18 protein-coding genes and 1 pseudogene are annotated in these 17,364 nt (G+C 64.5%); 9 read left to right on the forward strand and 10 right to left on the reverse strand.

The annotated features are described in order from the left end of the window. Positions 1-66 precede the first annotated feature (66 nt). The 4 genes from BI327_RS16190 (at position 67) to BI327_RS16205 (ending at position 1,941) form a co-directional block, all read left to right on the forward strand. Positions 67-306, forward strand: coding sequence for a hypothetical protein (locus BI327_RS16190; RefSeq protein WP_076861545.1), 240 nt, complete (start codon positions 67-69; stop codon positions 304-306). 80 nt (positions 307-386) lie between these two features. Beyond that, a complete protein-coding gene (locus BI327_RS16195; protein ID WP_245334832.1) occupies positions 387-578 on the forward strand; it encodes a hypothetical protein in 192 nt (63 codons plus the stop codon). A 438-nt stretch (positions 579-1,016) separates the two neighbouring features. Beyond that, positions 1,017-1,403 (forward strand): hypothetical protein, encoded by a 387-nt coding sequence (locus BI327_RS16200; protein WP_076861549.1) that lies wholly within the window; start codon positions 1,017-1,019, stop codon positions 1,401-1,403. Between the two features lie 37 nt (positions 1,404-1,440). Further along, complete coding sequence (locus BI327_RS16205; protein WP_076861552.1) at positions 1,441-1,941, forward strand: GNAT family N-acetyltransferase; 501 nt, start codon at positions 1,441-1,443, stop codon at positions 1,939-1,941. 18 nt (positions 1,942-1,959) lie between these two features. Here the strand turns inward: BI327_RS16205 and BI327_RS16210 are convergent, their stop codons facing one another. The 6 genes from BI327_RS16210 to BI327_RS16235 form a co-directional block, all read right to left on the reverse strand. After that, positions 1,960-2,376: a pyridoxamine 5'-phosphate oxidase family protein gene (locus tag BI327_RS16210; protein ID WP_076861553.1), complete on the reverse strand. Its 417-nt coding sequence runs from the start codon at positions 2,374-2,376 to the stop codon at positions 1,960-1,962. A 3-nt stretch (positions 2,377-2,379) separates the two neighbouring features. Next, a complete protein-coding gene (gene uvrB / locus BI327_RS16215) occupies positions 2,380-5,307 on the reverse strand; it encodes an excinuclease ABC subunit UvrB (RefSeq protein WP_076861555.1) in 2,928 nt (975 codons plus the stop codon). Between the two features lie 110 nt (positions 5,308-5,417). Further along, a complete protein-coding gene (locus BI327_RS16220; protein ID WP_394329858.1) occupies positions 5,418-5,624 on the reverse strand; it encodes a hypothetical protein in 207 nt (68 codons plus the stop codon). Next, positions 5,621-5,845: a hypothetical protein gene (locus BI327_RS16225; protein ID WP_076861557.1), complete on the reverse strand. Its 225-nt coding sequence runs from the start codon at positions 5,843-5,845 to the stop codon at positions 5,621-5,623. Before BI327_RS16225 ends, BI327_RS16220 begins: the two co-directional genes overlap by 4 nt. 301 nt (positions 5,846-6,146) lie before the next feature. Further along, positions 6,147-7,367, reverse strand: coding sequence for an NAD(P)-binding domain-containing protein (locus BI327_RS16230; RefSeq protein WP_076861559.1), 1,221 nt, complete (start codon positions 7,365-7,367; stop codon positions 6,147-6,149). Then, positions 7,360-8,262: a LysR substrate-binding domain-containing protein gene (locus tag BI327_RS16235; RefSeq protein ID WP_076861561.1), complete on the reverse strand. Its 903-nt coding sequence runs from the start codon at positions 8,260-8,262 to the stop codon at positions 7,360-7,362. Before BI327_RS16235 ends, BI327_RS16230 begins: the two co-directional genes overlap by 8 nt. A gap of 109 nt (positions 8,263-8,371) precedes the next feature. Between BI327_RS16235 and BI327_RS16240 the strand changes: the two genes are divergently transcribed. Continuing rightward, positions 8,372-8,605, forward strand: coding sequence for a hypothetical protein (locus tag BI327_RS16240; protein WP_076861563.1), 234 nt, complete (start codon positions 8,372-8,374; stop codon positions 8,603-8,605). Positions 8,606-8,614: 9 nt separating this feature from the next. Here BI327_RS16240 and BI327_RS16245 read toward each other — a convergent pair whose 3' ends face one another. Together BI327_RS16245 and BI327_RS16250 are read right to left on the reverse strand one after the other, a co-directional pair. Continuing rightward, complete coding sequence (locus BI327_RS16245; RefSeq protein ID WP_076861564.1) at positions 8,615-9,244, reverse strand: SCO family protein; 630 nt, start codon at positions 9,242-9,244, stop codon at positions 8,615-8,617. Next, positions 9,241-10,356: an MBL fold metallo-hydrolase gene (locus BI327_RS16250; protein WP_076861566.1), complete on the reverse strand. Its 1,116-nt coding sequence runs from the start codon at positions 10,354-10,356 to the stop codon at positions 9,241-9,243. Before BI327_RS16250 ends, BI327_RS16245 begins: the two co-directional genes overlap by 4 nt. Positions 10,357-10,577: 221 nt before the next feature. On the opposite strand from BI327_RS16250, the gene BI327_RS16255 reads away from it, so the two are divergent. Next, complete coding sequence (locus BI327_RS16255) at positions 10,578-11,285, forward strand: glutathione S-transferase N-terminal domain-containing protein (protein WP_076861568.1); 708 nt, start codon at positions 10,578-10,580, stop codon at positions 11,283-11,285. A gap of 123 nt (positions 11,286-11,408) precedes the next feature. On the opposite strand, the gene BI327_RS16260 is transcribed toward BI327_RS16255, so the two are convergent. Beyond that, on the reverse strand, positions 11,409-12,200 hold the full coding sequence (locus tag BI327_RS16260; RefSeq protein ID WP_076861570.1) for a crotonase/enoyl-CoA hydratase family protein: 792 nt from the start codon (positions 12,198-12,200) through the stop codon (positions 11,409-11,411). 90 nt (positions 12,201-12,290) lie between these two features. Here BI327_RS16260 and BI327_RS16265 point away from each other — a divergent pair, with 90 nt between their 5' ends. Beyond that, on the forward strand, positions 12,291-12,896 hold the full coding sequence (locus tag BI327_RS16265; RefSeq protein ID WP_076861572.1) for a TetR/AcrR family transcriptional regulator: 606 nt from the start codon (positions 12,291-12,293) through the stop codon (positions 12,894-12,896). A 57-nt stretch (positions 12,897-12,953) separates the two neighbouring features. Here BI327_RS16265 and BI327_RS16270 read toward each other — a convergent pair whose 3' ends face one another. Next, on the reverse strand, positions 12,954-14,735 hold the full coding sequence (locus BI327_RS16270) for an adenylate/guanylate cyclase domain-containing protein (RefSeq protein WP_076861574.1): 1,782 nt from the start codon (positions 14,733-14,735) through the stop codon (positions 12,954-12,956). Between the two features lie 81 nt (positions 14,736-14,816). Here BI327_RS16270 and BI327_RS41085 point away from each other — a divergent pair. Then, a pseudogene (locus BI327_RS41085) lies at positions 14,817-15,065 on the forward strand (TetR/AcrR family transcriptional regulator); the annotation flags it as partial. 1,056 nt (positions 15,066-16,121) lie between these two features. Then, a complete protein-coding gene (locus BI327_RS16275; RefSeq protein ID WP_245334833.1) occupies positions 16,122-17,309 on the forward strand; it encodes a peptidase M15 in 1,188 nt (395 codons plus the stop codon). The last annotated feature ends 55 nt before the right edge of the window (positions 17,310-17,364 follow it).

Genomic DNA, 17,364 nt, shown 5'->3' on the forward strand with positions numbered 1-17,364 from the left:
CGAAGCGGCGGGAACCGGCGGGGTGGCTCGGCCGTTGATGCCTGACAATTCCATTGGAGCTGCATCATGAAATCCATTCTTGTCGCATCCATTATTGCAGTCAGTGCGCTTGCCGCAACTTCGCCCGCCGACGCCAAGGGCTGCATCAAGGGCGCAGTCGTCGGCGGCGTTGCCGGCCACTACGCTGGCCATCACGGCATGCTCGGCGCCGCCGCGGGATGCCTCTACGGCCGCCATCATGCCAGGCAGCAGGAACGTCAGCGCCAACAGCAACAGGCGCAGCCCTCGCAGCAGGAGAAGCTGTGAGGCCCGGCCTGTTGTAATGTCGCGTTTCCGGAACGCCGCCCGTACGGGCGGCGTTGTCTTGTTGCGTAACGGAGACGATGATGACGAAACCAAAGACAAAGACCATCCAGCCCGTTCCCGACGATAACAAGAGCCACAAGGGCCCCGGCAGCGCCCCCGCCGTTCCCCTCGACACCACCAAGGGCCATCGCGACGACGAGAAGCACAACATCCGCGAGCAGGCCGCGCACGGCAACCTGACCCAGAACACGAGCAACAAGCGGTCGGGGTAGGGGCGTGATCGCTCGGTAATCTCCGCCGTCGTCCCGGCGAAAGCCGGGACCCATAACCACCGCATTCGATTGTGAACGGGATCGTGGCCCCCAGCGTGGCGCAACAATGCGCATCTTGGGTAATGGGTCCCGGCCTTCGCCGGGACGACGGTAGGAATCCGTTTCACCTCTCAAACAGCGTACTCGGCGTCATCACCCGCGCATGCGGGTGATCCAGTATTCCAGAGGCCGCGGTGCTTGAATCGAGAAGCCGCGGCGTACTGGATCGCCCGGTCGAGCCGGGCGATGACAGTTCCTGGGATGGGTGGAGCGAATTCAGGAGCGAAGCGATACCCATCATCTCGCCACGCGGCATACGTGACCCGCATCACGGCACCGGCGAGGGGGCGCCGCTAGCGTGGCGGCATCGGATCACCCGATCGCCAAGGAAACGCCGCCATGAACGCCATTGCTGCACCGAAATCGCCTGCACAGAACCGGCTCGAAGGCTTTGCACTCACCGCCATCCTTCAGGGCCTGCCGATCTTCGCCGCCGCCGTGCTGGTGCTGAAGATCATGGACGCCCCGGAAATCGTCGGCGAACGCTATGGCGCGGTGATCTACGTCGTGCTGGCGTCACTGGTCTACGCCGCGATCACGCCATGGCTCGCCGCCAGATTTCCGAACCGGCTCGCACACGCCTACGCGCCGGTGTTCTTCGATGCCAGCCTCACGTTCTCCGAGAAGATCGCGCAATGGCGGAGCCAGCCGAATGTTTCGCTGCAACTCATGACCACGATGATCATGCTGTCGCTGCTGGCGGTCGCGGTGGTGAGCGCGGGCTGAGCTTGCGCTTCCGTGCCGACCGGCCTTATCTGCGCGCATGCAGATCAGGGACGAACGCCCCGAGGACACTGCGGCGATCAGCGCGATCACGGCGGCAGCCTTCGCGAACGCGCCGCACGCCAGCGGCACCGAAGCCCGCATCGTCGAGGCACTGCGCGAGGCCGGCGCGCTGACGCTCTCGCTCGTGGCGACATCGGATGATGGCAGCATCCGCGGCCATGTCGCGTTCTCGCCGGTGCAGATCGACGGCGCAGCAGGGCGTTGGTATGGCCTCGGCCCGGTGTCGGTCACGCCGGACATGCAACGCCAGGGCATCGGCCGCGCGCTGATCCGCAAAGGGTTGGATCGGCTCGCAGCACTGGGCGCCGACGGCTGCGTCGTGCTCGGCGATCCCACCTATTACGGACACTTCGGCTTCGTCAGCGATCCCGCGCTGACCTATGGCGGCGAACCGAGTCGATACTTCCAGCGCCGCGTGCTGAAGGGCGATCCGCCGGAGGGGGGTGTCAGGTACCATCCGGCGTTTGATGTTGCGTGATTGAGCGATGCACGCGAACTACGGCACCGTCATCTCCTCGATCCTTGTCGGCATCGCGCCAAAATCGCTGAACCGCACCCAGTTCGGCTTCACGCGCACATAGCCGATGTTCGGCCACGCCTCGCGGGTCGGCCCGTCGGGCCACGCTGCGAAATACACCTGCTTGCACGCGGCGAGCTCGGCGCCGCTCGGAAAATCGGCGACGCCCTCGACTTGCGCGGTCTGCTCGGCATCCCAGCCGATCACCAGCGCTGTACGGGGATCGGCGCGGAGGTTCTGGTATTTGCGCGAGGTGGTCAGCGTATCGAAGATGATCTCGAGATCATCGCTGACCGCGATGCCGACCACGGCGGCCTGCGGCGCGCCGTCGTGAACTGTACTGACCACCGCGAGCCGATGCATCCGCAGAAACGCGAGAAGCTCGGCGCGCGTCATGATCTACCTCTTCTTCCACCCGCCCCGTTTCCCCGGCGCGCCTCCGCTGCTTCGCGGCGACGGCCCGAACTCCGGCCCCGACTGCCGCGAGTCTGTCGGCTGAATAATCCGGCTGGTCGTGCCGAACGGCTTGGCCGGCAGCGCGCCGCTCGGGCGGAACGGCAGCGATTCCGGGCCGTGCATTTCGTCGAGATCGGGCTTGTGCACGCGGGAGCCGGATTTGCCGCTGCGGCTCGCCTTGAGCGAGGTCTGCGCGGTCTTGTTCTTCAGCGCGCTGACCGGGAGGTTGGCGGCATCGCCGTACTTTCTGGTGCCGGCATAGGCGCCGGCCTGCTTCTGCACGTTGCGCTGCTTGGCAGTGGGGTCGTCGACCACGGCCATCTCGGTGGCGCGCAGCCGCTTGACCTCGTCGCGTAGGCGGGCGGCTTCCTCGAAGTTCAGATCGGCCGCGGCCTCGCGCATCCGCGTTTCGAGGTCGCTCAGCACGGCCTCGAAATTGTGCCCGATCGAGATCACGTCGTCGGCCATGCCGCCGTCGCCGATCTCGACCAGCACGTGGTCGCGCTCGTAGACCGAGTTGAGGATGTCGCCGATCGACTTCTTCACGCTCTCCGGCGTGATGCCGTTGGCCTCGTTGTATTCGACCTGCTTCTCGCGGCGCCGCGTGGTCTCGGCCATCGCGCGCTCCATCGAGCCGGTCATCCCATCGGCATAGAGGATCACCTTGCCGTCGACATTGCGCGCGGCGCGGCCGATGGTCTGGATCAGCGAGGTCTCGCTGCGCAGGAAACCTTCCTTGTCGGCGTCGAGGATCGCGACCAGCGCGCATTCGGGAATGTCGAGGCCCTCGCGCAGCAGGTTGATGCCGACCAGCGCGTCGAACGCGCCGAGGCGAAGGTCGCGGATGATCTCGATGCGCTCGATGGTGTCGATGTCCGAGTGCATGTAGCGGACGCGGATGCCCTGCTCATGCAGATATTCGGTGAGGTCTTCCGCCATGCGTTTTGTCAGCACCGTGATCAGCGAGCGATAGCCGGCCGCGGCCGTGGCACGCACCTCGCCGACGAGGTCGTCGACCTGGGTGCGGGCCGGGCGGATGTCGACCGGAGGATCAATCAGCCCGGTCGGGCGGATCACCTGCTCGACGAACACGCCGCCGCTTTCGTTCAGCTCCCAGCCGCTCGGCGTCGCCGACACCGCGACCGTCTGCGGCCGCATCATGTCCCATTCCTCGAAGCGGAGCGGGCGGTTGTCCATGCAGGAGGGCAGGCGGAAGCCGTATTCGGCCAAGGTCGCCTTGCGGCGGAAGTCGCCGCGGAACATGCCGCCGATCTGCGGCACGGTGACGTGGCTCTCGTCGGCGAACACCAGCGCGTTGTCGGGCACGTATTCGAACAGCGTCGGCGGCGGCTCGCCGGGGCGGCGGCCGGTGAGATAGCGCGAATAGTTCTCGATGCCGGCGCAGCTTCCGGTCGCCTCCATCATCTCGAGATCGAAGGTGGTGCGCTGCTCGAGCCGCTGCGCCTCCAGCAGGCGGCCCTGGTCGTTGAGCTGGTCGAGCCGCATCTTCAATTCGCTCTTGATCGACTTGATCGCCTGCACCAAGGTCGGGCGCGGCGTCACATAGTGCGAATTGGCGTACATCTTGATGAATTCGAGCTCGTCCTGCTTGTGGCCGGTGAGCGGATCGAACTCCTCAATGGTCTCGATGGTGTCGCCGAACAGGTTCACGCGCCAGGCGCGGTCTTCATAGTGCGCCGGGAAGATGTCGATGACGTCGCCGCGGACGCGGAAGGTGCCGCGGGTGAACTCGGCCTGGGTGCGCTTGTATTGCAGCGCCACCAGGTCGGCGATCAATTGCCGCTGGTCGATGCGCTCGCCCTTCTTCAGCGCGAAGGTCATCGCGGTGTAGGTCTCGACCGAGCCGATACCGTAGATGCACGACACCGAGGCGACGATGATGACGTCGTCGCGTTCGAGCAGCGCACGCGTTGCCGAGTGGCGCATGCGGTCGATCTGCTCGTTGATCGAGGAATCCTTCTCGATATAGGTGTCGGTCCGCGGCACGTAGGCCTCGGGCTGGTAGTAGTCGTAATACGAGACGAAATACTCGACCGCGTTGTCGGGGAAGAAGCTCTTGAACTCGCCATAGAGCTGGGCGGCCAGCGTCTTGTTCGGCGCCAGGATCAGCGCCGGGCGCTGCGTCGCCTCGATCACCTTGGCCATGGTGTAGGTCTTGCCTGAGCCGGTGACGCCGAGCAGCACCTGGGTGCGGTCGCTGCGCTCGATGCCCTCGACCAGTTCGGCGATCGCGGTCGGCTGGTCGCCCTTCGGCTCGTAGGAGGACTTGATCTCGAAGCGCACGCCGCCTTCGGATTTTTCCGGGCGCGGCGGGCGGTGCGGGGTCCATACCCGCATCGAGCCGTCGTCCTTGCGGAACTCGGGGCGGCCGTCGCGGATCAGGTTTTCCAGCGCGTCGGCGGTCGCCTTGACGCCGAGCGCCTCCATCTTGCTGCGCGGCGGACGGGCCAGCGCTTCGTCGTCGTCCTCGGCGGTCGGCAGGCCGAGCTGCCGCGCCAGTTCCGGATCGAGGGTCGGGATCGTGGCCGAGGTGCCGTAATTGGCCTGCGGGGCTTCCTCGAGGCCGGACGCATCGCGCTTGGCAACGCCCTCGCTGGTCTCGCGCGTCGACGCCCGGGCGCGATGCGCCGCGGCCTCGCCGCCGGCGCGGCGGTCCCAGGAATTGTCCGGCGGCGGCTGCAAGCCGGTGCCCGAACCCATGCCGGCATCGCCGCGGTTGATCGCGGGATTGAGCAATTCAGCGAGCGCCGGACCGATCGGCTGGACCTCGGGCCTCGACGCCTTAGAACTTGGCGCTTTGGATTTGGGGGATTTGCCGGGCTTTTTCGGAGTGTTCGGTGTCTTCGCCATGGCCGGAATATGGGACGAGTCCGGCAGCGAGAAAAGGGTAATCGACGCCTGGATTTGCGCCCAGGCGAGGCTGCTGACAGCAGGGTGTCAGCAGCAAGCCACTCGGGCCGTCAGGCCCGCGGCAGGTCGACGATGTCGAGATGGATCCCGCCGCAGCCGTCGCAGCGCATGGTCCAGTATTCGGCGGCACGGCCGGGAATCACGCGCAGCAGCGAGAGCCGGGCGGCACATTCCGGGCAGCTGGTGCGGACCTGCGCCGGCCAGACCGGATCCGGCTCGCATTGCGGAACGGCGGCAATCACGACGTTGCCGGTCACGCCGACGGCATTGTCATGCCATACCGCTGTGGGAACCGGTCGATAGCTCGCTTCGCGTCGTTGATCGCCGCATCCGGATCGGACCACGCAAAGCCGATGTCGAGCATCGGAAACGGCATGCCATCGATGACGACCGGCCTTTGATCGACCCGTTGAATCCTGGCGTGCCATTGCCCCTTCCCCACTTCGAACGACTTGATCTCAAAACCGCTGTAAATCATGCGCGACCTCGGGATGCCCTTCTCATACGAAGCACGAGCGCACGGTGCTCTATGTGAACTAGATCACAAGTCGCGCGGTTTATTTCCGGGGAGCAAAGGAACTCGATGGGAATAGGTCAAATGGCAGTCGCAACGGCAGTGTGCTCCCTCGCCCCGTTCTTACGGGGAGAGGGTTGGGGTGAGGGGCTATCTCCGCGTGCATGTGCGGAGGATCCCCCTCACCCGGATCGCATTCCGCTGCGCTGCATGCGATCCGACCTCTCCCCGCAGGCGGGGCGAGGTGAACCGGAGCCCGCTCACTCTAGCTGCGGTCCGCGATGTGGTCGGCGAGAGCGGCGGCGTCGTCGCCGACGCCCGACAGGAACGAGGATTTCATCTTCGACAGCCATTGCAGGCCGAGAAAATAGAGGCCCGGCACGTCGGCGACGCCGTGGCGGTGCCGGGGTGCGCCATCGGCGTCGAGCACCGGTATGTCGATCCAGTTCAGATCGAGGCCGTAGCCGGTGGCCCAGATCACGCTGCTGATCTGTTCGGCGCGCAGGCCGATTGTATCCAGCGGCGAGGTGAGGCAGGGCGGATCGGGTAGGCGGACGCGCGCCAGGGGATCGTCGGGCTGATCGAGGCCGCGGGCCGCGACGAAGTCGTCGACGATGCCGAGGAATGTCGCGTAGTAGGCGTCGCCATTGGCGATGTTGGTGGCGAGGTCGGGCGCGATCGCGAGCACGCCGTCGCGCGCCGCCGTCACGCGGCCGAGCAGCGTCACGCCTTCGGCAGCGAAGCGGCGGAAATCGATGGTGTGGCCGCCATGGGCGCCGGAAATCACCGGCAGCAGGCGCGACGGGCCGCGCTGCTCGACCGGCGTCTGGTCGATGCCCATCTCGGCCAGCCACCAGAACAGGTCGCGCCCGCGATAGCGGCGCGGCAGGCGGTTGTGACGTCCGACCGAGAGGAAGACATGGCGGCCGGCGCGCATCAGTTCTTCGGTGATCTGCGCGCCCGAGGCGCCGGCACCGATCACCAGCACTGCGCCATCAGGCAATTGCGCAGCATTCCTGTAGCTGGAGGCATGGACCTGAAACAGGCCAGGATGATCATCAAGCAGCGCGGGCCGCAGCGGCCGCTGATAGGGGCCGGTGGCAATCACGACGTTGCGGGCGGCGATGCTGCCGCCGGCAAATTCGGCAACGAAGCCGCCTGCGTCGCGGCGCAGTCTTGTGACCTCGACGCCGCAGCGGATCGGCGGCGCGACGAACGCGGCATAGTCCTCGATGAAGGCGATGATCGCAGCGGTGTCGGAGAAGCCGTCGGGATCGCGGTGCGGAAACGCAAACTCCGGTAGCCGCACCGACCAGTTCGGAAACTGGAACATCAATCCGTCCCAGCGTTCGCTGCGCCAGCGCTCGGCGATCCGTCGCCGCTCCAGCACCAGGTGCGCGATGCCGCGCTGCTTCAGCCGATGGCTCATGGTGAGCCCGGCCTGGCCGCCGCCGATCACCAGCGTATCGATCGCTTCGTCAGGCACTTCGCGTTCCCTTGCGGCGGGTAGCAGGCTCCGTTGCCGCGCGGATGATCCAGCGCCGGAACGCGGCGAAATCGCGCTGCTCGGCGTGGAAGCCGCGATAGACCAGATACCAGCGCATCCCTTTCGGCACGCTGAGCGCAAACGGGGCCACCAGCCGGCCGGCGGCGAGATCGTCATCGATATAGGGCCGGATCCCCATCGCGATGCCGAGCCCGTCGCTGGCTGCTTGCAGCGCCTGGCCGTAGAACTGGAATTCCGGCCCGCGCGCCGTCAGGCGCGGCACGCCCGCGGCCTTCAGCCAGGATGGCCAGTCGTCGGGCGAATGCGCGACGCGGATCAGGCTCGGCCCCTTGAGGTCGGCGGGGCGCTTCAGGGTGCTGGCGAGCCGCGCCGTGCATACCGGCATCAGGTCGGCGGCGAACAGCGGCTCGGCGACGAGGCCCGGCCATTGGCCGTCGCCGAGCTGGATGCCGCAGCTCCAATCGTCGGCGAACGGCACCGCCATGCCGCCGGTCGTGATCCGCACCTCGATGTCGGGCTCCGCTTTGCGGAACTCGGCGAGATGCGGGATCATCCATTTCATCGCAAATGTCGGCCCGACGCCGACGGTCAGCACGCGCGAACTTGCCGATACCGTGACCTGCGCGGTGAGGCTCGCCAGCGCGTCGAAGATCGGCGTCAGCCCGCCCTGATAGGCGCGGCCGGCCGGTGTGGTGACGAGCCGGTTGGCCTTGCGCTCGAACAGCGCGACGCCGAGCCGCTCTTCCAAGAGATGCACCATGCGGCTGATTGCGGCGGCCGAGACGTTGAGTTCCTGGCCTGCCGCCGCGAAGCTGCCGGTCCGCGCCGCGGCTTCGAACGCCTTGATGCCGTTGAGAAAGAGCAGCCGCCGCATGAACCCTCAGGAAAACTGATGCAAGGGCAAGATAACTCAGTTTGCGGGAGCAGGCCAAGCGGCGCAGAAATAGCGGACGATGAATCCCTGCTGACCCGGCGAGGACCCAATGACTGAGACCACCGACGCCCTGGTGCTCGATCTCGTCGAATGGGTCGCGCGCGAGCCGCGGCCCTATGCCGAGGTGCTCGAGGTTTGGCGCACCTCATGCCCGCGGCTGACGATCTGGGAGGACGCGGTCGACCGCGGCTATGTCGCGCGCCGTCCCTCGGTCGAGGGCATGCGGGTGATGGTGACGGCAAGCGGCGAGACGTTCTTGCGCGCGCATGGTCGGATGCATTGACGCGACGCGTCAGCGTCCCGGCGCCACCAGCCGCGGCCGGATGATCTCGACCATGCGGTCGGCCGAGGTGCCCGGCGGGAAGAAGCCGAGATAATTGCCGTCGCGGTCCATCAGGTAGATGTAGGCGGTGTGGTCGACAGTGTAGTCGCCGGCGTCCTGCGGCACCCGCGCGTAATAGACCTTGTAGGCATCGGCGACCTTGCGGATCGCATCAGCGCTGCCGGTGAGCCCGATCAGCCGCGGATGGAACATCGGCACGTAGTCTGCGAGATGGGCCGCGGTGTCGCGCTCGGGATCGACCGTGATGAAGATCGGCTGCACCTGATCGCCGTCACGGCCGAGCTTGTCGAGCGCGAGCCCGATCGCCTGCAAATCGGTCGGGCAGACGTCGGGACAATACGTGAAGCCGAAATAGACCAGCATCAGCCTGCCACGAAACTCCTTATCGGTGCGCTCATGGCCGGCCTGATCGGTCAGCGCGAACGGGCCGCCGACCGGCTCCCTGTTCCACATCAGGATGTCCATGATCTCGGCGGCGGAGCGCGCCGATTGCTGTGGCGCGTCGCCGGCCAGCGCAGGCGCCAGCGTCAGCCACAGGCCGGCACCGGCGCACGCAATCGCGCGCAGGATCGGCGTCATATGCCGAAGGAGAGACGGCTGCCGGTCGTCGTGACCAGCACCTTGTCGCCCATCTGCGCGGTCGCCTCCTGCACGAAGTTGAGCCCGGAGCAATGCATCGGGATCAGCACGTCGGGGTCGAGCTTCTTGATCTCGGCCACGACCTCGGTGAGATAGTCCTTCGGCGCCGGTCCGAGGTGGAAGCCGCCGACGATCGCGTGCACCTTCTGGACGCCCGAGACCTCCTGCGCCTGCTTCACCGAATTGACGATGCCGACATGGCCGCAGGACGAGATCACGACCAGGCCGAAATCCTTCACGTTGAAGCAGGTGGCGTGCTCGTGGATGTGCTCGTCGGGCACGATCTTGCCGTCGAGCTCGGCCGGCAGATAGTGGCTGGTGTTGCAGCCGAGCCCGTCCTTGATGCCGAACTCGACCCAGGTCTGCGGCAGCACGCGCTCGATGCTGCGGCGGGTGATCTTGCCGGTCGTGAAGGCGTGGCCGGCGATCACGGTCGGGGTCTCGCACAGCACGGTGGTGACGCGTTGCGCGGCGAGCTGGCGCCGATCCAGCGTGCCGAAATCGGTGAACTGGCCCTTGGTCGGCGTCGCGTTGACGCGGTGGCAGAAATTGTCCTCGCCGCCGGCATAGAGCTTCACGTCGGCCGGGAGCTTGTCGCGGAATTTGTCGAGGAAGCCGTTGAGGCCGCCGAAATGGTCGTAATGCCCGTGGCTCACGATCAGCGCGTCGAGCTTGGACGGGTCGGCGCCGACCAGCTCCATGTTGTTGATCAGCACCTCGGGCGTATAGCCATAGTCCAGCATCAGCGTGCGCTGGTTGCCCGCGGCCTCCGATTCCAGCCACAGCGACAGGCCCCATTCATTGTGCAGCGATTTGCGGAAGTCGGCGCCGCGCGCCGCCGGCGCGATCGAGACGCCGTGCGCCTGCTTCGGCCGCAGGAACAGATCGAAGCTGGAATCGACCAGCACGCGGATCGACAGTTTGTCGACGGTCGGCACCTCGATCGGCGCCGCGCTCGCGATCTCGACGCAGGAGAATGCGCCCGCGGCCGCAGCGCCGGCGATCGCCGCCGAACCTTTCAGGAAATCACGTCGTGCCAAATCCCGTGTCATTGAAATCCCCCATGTTCTGAAAATTCTTCAATACGAAGCACGCGGAGCCTAGGAGCATTCGGAGCGCGGCTCAATCGGTCGCTTGCGTTGTTTGCAGATCACATTCGCGCGCGGTGCAATGCGCGCGCCATTGACTTGGGAGCGGTTATACGCCCAACTCCATGCATTCGCATCTTTCTCGCCGATGCCTCAGCAATCCCGTGCAATACAGGATCACGCACATGATCGATCTTCACTACTGGTCCACGCCGAACGGTCACAAGATCACGATGTTCCTTGAAGAGACCGGACTGCAATACAAGGTTTTCCCGGTGAACATCGGCAAGGGTGACCAGTTCAAGCCGGACTTCCTGCAGGTCGCGCCGAACAACCGCATTCCCGCCATCGTCGATCACGCGCCGAAGGGGGGCGGCAAGCCGGTCTCCTTGTTCGAGTCCGGCGCGATCCTGCTCTATCTCGCCGAGAAGACCGGAAAATTCCTGCCCGAGGATCTCTACGGCCGCTATGACGCGATCCAGTGGGTGTTCTGGCAAATGGGCGGGCTCGGGCCGATGGCCGGACAGAACCATCACTTCCGCAACTACGCGGTCGAGAAGCTGCCTTATGCGATCGACCGCTATGTCAACGAGACCAACCGGCTCTACGGCGTGCTCAACAAGCGGCTTGCCGACCGCGAATTCATCGCCGGTGATTATTCGATCGCCGACATGGCGAGCTATCCCTGGGTCGTGCCCTACAAGAACCAGGGCCAGGAGATCGACGACTTCCCGCATCTGAAGCGCTGGCTCGAGACCATCGGCAAGCGCCCGGCGACCGAGCGCGCCTATGCCAAGGCGAAGGAGGTCAACCCGAATTTCGGCCAGCCCGCGATCCGCACCGAGGAAGAGCGCAAGCTGCTGTTCGGGCAGACCGCGGCCGTGGTGCGGTAGGCCTACGACTCTCTCCCGCGTCATTGCGAGGAGCGAAGCGACGAAGCAATCCATCCCTCCGCGCATGCGGATCGATGGATTGCTTCGCTCCGCTCGCAATGACGGGTGTGGGACCAGCGTGCCTCACGCCCCAACGTACTTCGCCGGCCGCCGCTCCTTCCACGCCGCCAGCCCCTCGGTGAGGTCACGGCTCGGCACCAGCGCGGCGAACTGTTCGCTCTCGACCAAAAGGCCCTCGGCAATCGGCATGTTGAGCCCGCGTGTCACCGCGGTGATGGTGCCGGCGACGGCGCCGGGCGAATGCCTGGTGATGCGGCCGGCGAGTTCGCGCACCGTTGTCAGCAGTTGATCGTGCGGCACGATGTGATTGATCAACCCGATCTCGCGCGCATGCTCGGGAGGGAACGGATCGCCCGCCAGCAGCAATTCCAGTCCGCGCTTGCGGCCCGCCAGCCGCGGCAGCCGCTGCGTGCCGCCGAAGGTCGGGGGCATGCCGAGCTTGATCTCGGGTTTTGCAAACAGCGCACGGTCGCTGGCAACAGCCAGATGCACGGCTTCCGTGATCTCGCAGCCGCCGCCGAAGGCGAGGCCATTGACCGCGGCGATCACCGGTTTCTTGAACGCCTCCAGCCGCGCGGTCATGGCTTGTCCCCGGCGGACGAAGTCGCGCACCGCGACCGCCGCGCCCTGTTTGACACTGTCGGAGAATTCCTTGATGTCGGCGCCCGCCGAGAAGGCGCGCTCGCCGGCGCCGGTCAGGATCACCGCGCGCACCGCGGCATCGCCCTCGATGCGGTCGAGCGCCGCCATCAGCTGGTCGATCAGCGCATAATTCAGCGCATTGAGCTGTTCGGGACGGTTGAGGGTGATCAGGGCGATCCCGTCATTGGTCTCGAGCAGGATGGGGGCGGGCATGGTGCAGTCTCCGGCATTCGGGGGTGTCGGGGTGGAATGTAGGGCCGGCTGCAATTTGTGTATATTCACTGGTTAGTATACATACGGACGATGCCCAGACCCTCCGAACCCACCCGCGCGCGCATCGTCCAGGCGGCGAGCGCGCTGTTCTACAGTGAAGGCATAAGACGCGTGAGCGTCGACGAGGTCGCCGCCAAGGCCGGCCTCACCAAGCGCACGCTGTATTATCACTTCAAGAGCAAGGACGATCTCGTCGCCGCCTATCTCGCCGCGCGCGACCAGCCCAATCTCGCGCTGTTCCGGACCTGGTTCGCGGAAGCCGAGGGCGGCATGCCGGCGAAGGTCGAGGCGATCTTCAGGAACCTCGCGCGCTCGGCGCGGCATCCGAAGTGGAAGGGCTGCGGCTTCCTGCGCACCTCCGCCGAGCTCGCCAACATGCCCGGCCATCCCGCGATCAGGATCGGCGCCGCGCACAAGAAGAAGTTCGAGGACTGGCTGCGCACGACCTTCGCGGAGCAGGGGATCGTCGACCCGTTGAAGCTGGCGCGGCAGATCCTGCTGCTGCTGGATGGATCATTCGCCGTGGTGCTGCTGCATCGCGACGCCAGCTACATGGAGACGGCCGGCGAGGCCGCACGCGCGCTGATCGAGACGGCGCTGACGAAGCCGGGGCGTAAACGCGGAAGCCGGAAATGAGGATCGGACGCGAAACCGGCATTTCCGACTTAGGGCAAAGGACAGCACCCGTACCCCTCATTCGGGGAGCCCAGCCTTGCGCAAGCCCTCGGCTAACTTGGCGAGATCCACTGATAGACGAACAGGGTATACCTCGCTCAGATTTGAGATACGCAACGACGGATCGAGTTCACGTAAATGGGCCATCGCTTCTCGCGCTTCGTTCATGTGACCAGCGAGCGCGTGGCTGGCTGCGAGAATGCGATTGGCCGCTGGGAAGTTCGGCTGCTCGCGAAGCGCACTATTTGCCCATACGATCGCTTCGTCGTAACGACCCGCGAGAAAATGCGCAAACGCAGTTCCCACATGCATGTTGTAGAGGATGGGATCGAGTGGGCTCAGGCGCATTGCCCGTGCATGATGTTCAATCGACAGGTCCAACTCGCCTCGATAGGCCCTTACCCAGCCGCTGAGGTTCCACGCAGCCGACAAGTTCGGATTCAGTGCCAGTGCCCTGTCAATAAAAGCGGCGCCGTTGTCCAGGTCAGATACAAACCAGACGATCGCGTGCCCACCCCTGGACAGTGCGACGGGATCATCCTTGCCTAGCTCCACGGCGCGCCTGGCCAAGCGGGCGCCTTCGGAATTTTCTCGCGCGCGATCAACCACCCATCCATTAAGCTTCCGCCAGATATAACACCACGCCGCCATGCCATGAGCAGAGCCAAACTCGGGATCCAGCTCCATAGCTTTGTAAAATTGGCGTAACGCCTCGTCATTGGTAGCTCTCGTCCAATGGTTGACGTTTGCCATTCCCCGTAGAAAATAATCATAAGCATCGAGGCTCTCGGTCGGCTTGCGCGTCGCGCGCTCGATCTCGGCTTGTTCCAGCTTTGGTGCAATTTCGCCAACGACGCGCGCCGCAACCTGGTCTTGCAGCTCGAAGATGTCCTGAAGTCCACCGTCAAAGCGCTCCGCCCACAGATGCGCGCCCGTTGATGCATCGATCAGCTGCGCGGTTATGCGAATGCGGTTCGCTGCCTTGCGAACGCTCCCTTCAAGGATATAGCGCACGCCCAAGTCGCGGCTGATTTGCTTGACGTCAACAGCCCGACCTTTGTAGGCGAATGATGAATTGCGAGCGATCACGAATAGCTGACGAAACCGCGATAATGCAGTGACGATGTCTTCGACGATCCCGTCGGCAAAGTATTCCTGCTCGGGGTCGCCACTCATGTTCTGAAACGGCAAGACGGCAATTGATGGCTTGTCGGGGAGCGATAGTCTGGGCGCAGTCGAGGCCGTAGCCCCGGCCGGCGCTTTTACCGCGGTCGCGTTGCCGAATTGAAGCGAATAGACGCGAATAGGCTCGGCGATGTTTTTCAGCCTTGTCTCACCAAGATCACTGATTGCCAGATCGAGTCGCGATTTCACCTGTCGATAAGCATCCTCCGAAAGACATATCGCTCCAGGCTGGGCGACGCCCTCCAGTCGTGCGGCGATATTGACGCCGTCGCCCATCAGGTCGCCATCGCTTTCCTCGACAACGTCGCCGAGATGAATGCCGATGCGAAATTCGATGCGACGCTCAGGCGGCACGCCGGCGTTACGTTCGATCATCGAGTTCTGAATCTCGATGGCACAACGAACGGCATCAACGACGCTTCGAAATTCGACAATCGCTCCATCGCCGGTACGCTTCACCACCCGTCCTTTGTAGACCGCGATTGTCGGATCAATCAGGTCGCTTCGAACTGCGCGCAACCTTGCCAGGGTACGGTCCTCGTCCGCGCCGGTTAGCCGACTGAACCCAACGACGTCTGTCACCATTATCGCGGCAAGCTTTCTGGACTCATCCATGCCCTGCCTCCCCGACGGAAACAAACCCGTTGGCCAGGTTAGCATATTTTGGGGATGCTCATGTGAGGTCAAAGCCCGCCGCGGCATCCGAAATGGAAGGGCTGCGGCTTCCTGCGCACCTCCGCCGAGCAGGGGATCGCCGATCCGCCGAAACTGGCGCGGCAGATCCTGCTGCTGGATGGATCATTCGCCGTCGTGCTGCTGCATCGCGACGCCAGCTACATGGAGACCGCCGGCGAAGCGGCGCGCTCGCTGATCGAGACGGCGCTGAAGAAGCCGCGCGGCGCAGACGGGGCAAAGACGTGTGTCCATAAACGCCGCATCCCCTAGGCTTAGCGGGCTCTGAAAGTGTGATACGTGGGAAGCGGCTATGGACCGCCTGACCGTATTAGGGATCTGATGAGAGTCTTTCGGCACTATCATTGCGACCACGGACATCAATGGACTGTTCAACGGCAGCACACCGAAGACGAGCACGCTTCTGATCTGATTTGCCCAGAGGGGCACCCGACGATCACTTGCCGAATAGATCTTCCAGTTGACGATGTGCAGATACTGATCAGTCCCGCAGCCAGGGTTGTTGATCAACTAAGACGGCAGCGCACACTTAACGGGCGATACTATCTGTCGTTGCTCGACAAGAATGGAAAGGAACTGTGTGCATCCAGGGAGCACTACGGCTGGGATGAGGTCGTGAAACTCTCCGCCTTCTTCAGAGATAAGGGAACCGACCAGGCGCTGGCCTGGTGGACAAAGCGCAATCCTTAGTGCGCATCTGATTTCGGCTCTGCGTCAAAGGCCGTCGATGACGGCCGAGCCGAGTGGCATCCGCTTGACCTTCAGAAGCGGGTCCTACGAGAAAACACCCATGCCGATCAGATTCCGTCATTGCGAGGAGCGAAGCGACGAAGCAATCCATCGCTCAGCATATGCGGGATGATGGATTGCTTCGCTTCGCTCGCAATGACTGCGCGGATCGTTGTTGCAGCAACACCAGCACCGCGTTGACGTCGGGCGGCACGGCCGCGCGCAGGCTGAAGACGGCGCTGGCGAAGCTGAGACGCGGGCGCATTGAGGACGGAGGGGTGCCTGCGTCATTTCGGAATATTAGAAATATATCCCTGAGTTGCCCGACGTGTCAAGCGGCCCGGCCGAACGCTGGCGGCTGCCGGCTCCTTTGCATGGGGTTGTTTTCGATATTTTGCGACGGGCCCGCGGGCGGTGAGTTCCTCCACCGTCACCGCAGATACGAGTTGCATTCGGGCAACATCGTCCGGAAAGATGGGTCGTTAACCTTCTTTCGCCATTGCGCGACCACGCCCCGAGCGGATGATCGCATCGTCACATGCTTGCAATCTGGCTCCCGAGGAGCCCGTGGAGGCTGGGATGATGAACTCGCGGCGGGTGCGGGCGGCGTTGGGCGGAACGGTCGTTCTGTCGGGCTGCATTGTCTCGTGGTTTGCGGCGTTCGGTTCGGCTGGCATCCAGAAGATCGGTGCGTCAGTCACCGATACGTCAGTCACCGATGTGTCAGTTACCGGTGCATCAGTTGATGAGTCCCGCGCACCTGCAGTCGTCGCCGATGCCGTATCGGCGACATCACCAGCAACTGCGACGTCGAACGCTGCCGTCGACGGCCCTCACGCACCGAGCATCAGCGAACAGGAAGCGGTGGCGACCGCCAAGGCTGCGCTGACCGTGCAGGCGACGGAACCTGTCGTCGAGGCCGCATTGACCGATCCGGCGCTGCCGCCGGACATTCAACCGCTGCAGGCGCCGGCAACGAATACGCCGGATCCGGAGCCTCGCGTGGTCAAGCCGGCGGTGGACACCGTCGAAATCCTCGACGAGTGCTGGGACGTCAATGCCTGCATCGATCGCTATCTGTGGGCGCTCTATCAAAGGACGCCCAAGGAAGACACCATCAAGGTGCCGGAGCAGAGGCAGGTGACGGTCAAGAGAAAGAAGAAAATGGTGACGGTCACCCGAACCTTCACCAGGCTCGTCGATGAGGATTTCGCCTGGAAGGACACCAAGGCGGCCGAAAGAGCCGGCATGCCGATGATGGACTACGTCATGGGAGGCGTCGATCGGAGCTTCAAGCTGAAGCTCTTTCGTGCGCTTCTCGCGGCGGAACAGGCCGGCCTGTCGCCCGGCATCACCAGCGCCTTCCGCGATGACTACCGCCAGTCGATCGCAAGCGGGCTGAAGGCGGCCAGCAACAAGTCGTATCACGGCGGCAGCTTCCGTGGCGGCTACGGCCATGGGCTCGCGGCCGACATCGTCAGCATCGACGGCGCGACGCGCGACGACCGTTGGAAAGCGTCGGAACGGCTCTGGAAATGGGTCGACGCGCACGGCAAGGAGTTTGGCGTCGCGCGCCCCTATCTCGATTTTGACCCGCCTCATCTGGCGCCGATCGATGGCAAGGAATATGCCGCTCACCGCGGTGGCGGCAAAACGCGGCAGGCGGCGCTGGACGCGAAGACGCGCAGCCGCCACGCGGCGCGCGACAATCGCGCCGCGGCGAAGCGCGCAAAGACCGCGAAGTCATCGAAGGTGCGAACGATCTGAGCGGGTTCGCGATGGTTCGGATGGTGGGTTAGCCCACCGGGTGCTCGCAGTAATG

Origin of the sequence: Bradyrhizobium mercantei (assembly GCF_001982635.1) — a bacterium.
In the GTDB taxonomy this organism is placed as follows: domain Bacteria; phylum Pseudomonadota; class Alphaproteobacteria; order Rhizobiales; family Xanthobacteraceae; genus Bradyrhizobium; species Bradyrhizobium mercantei.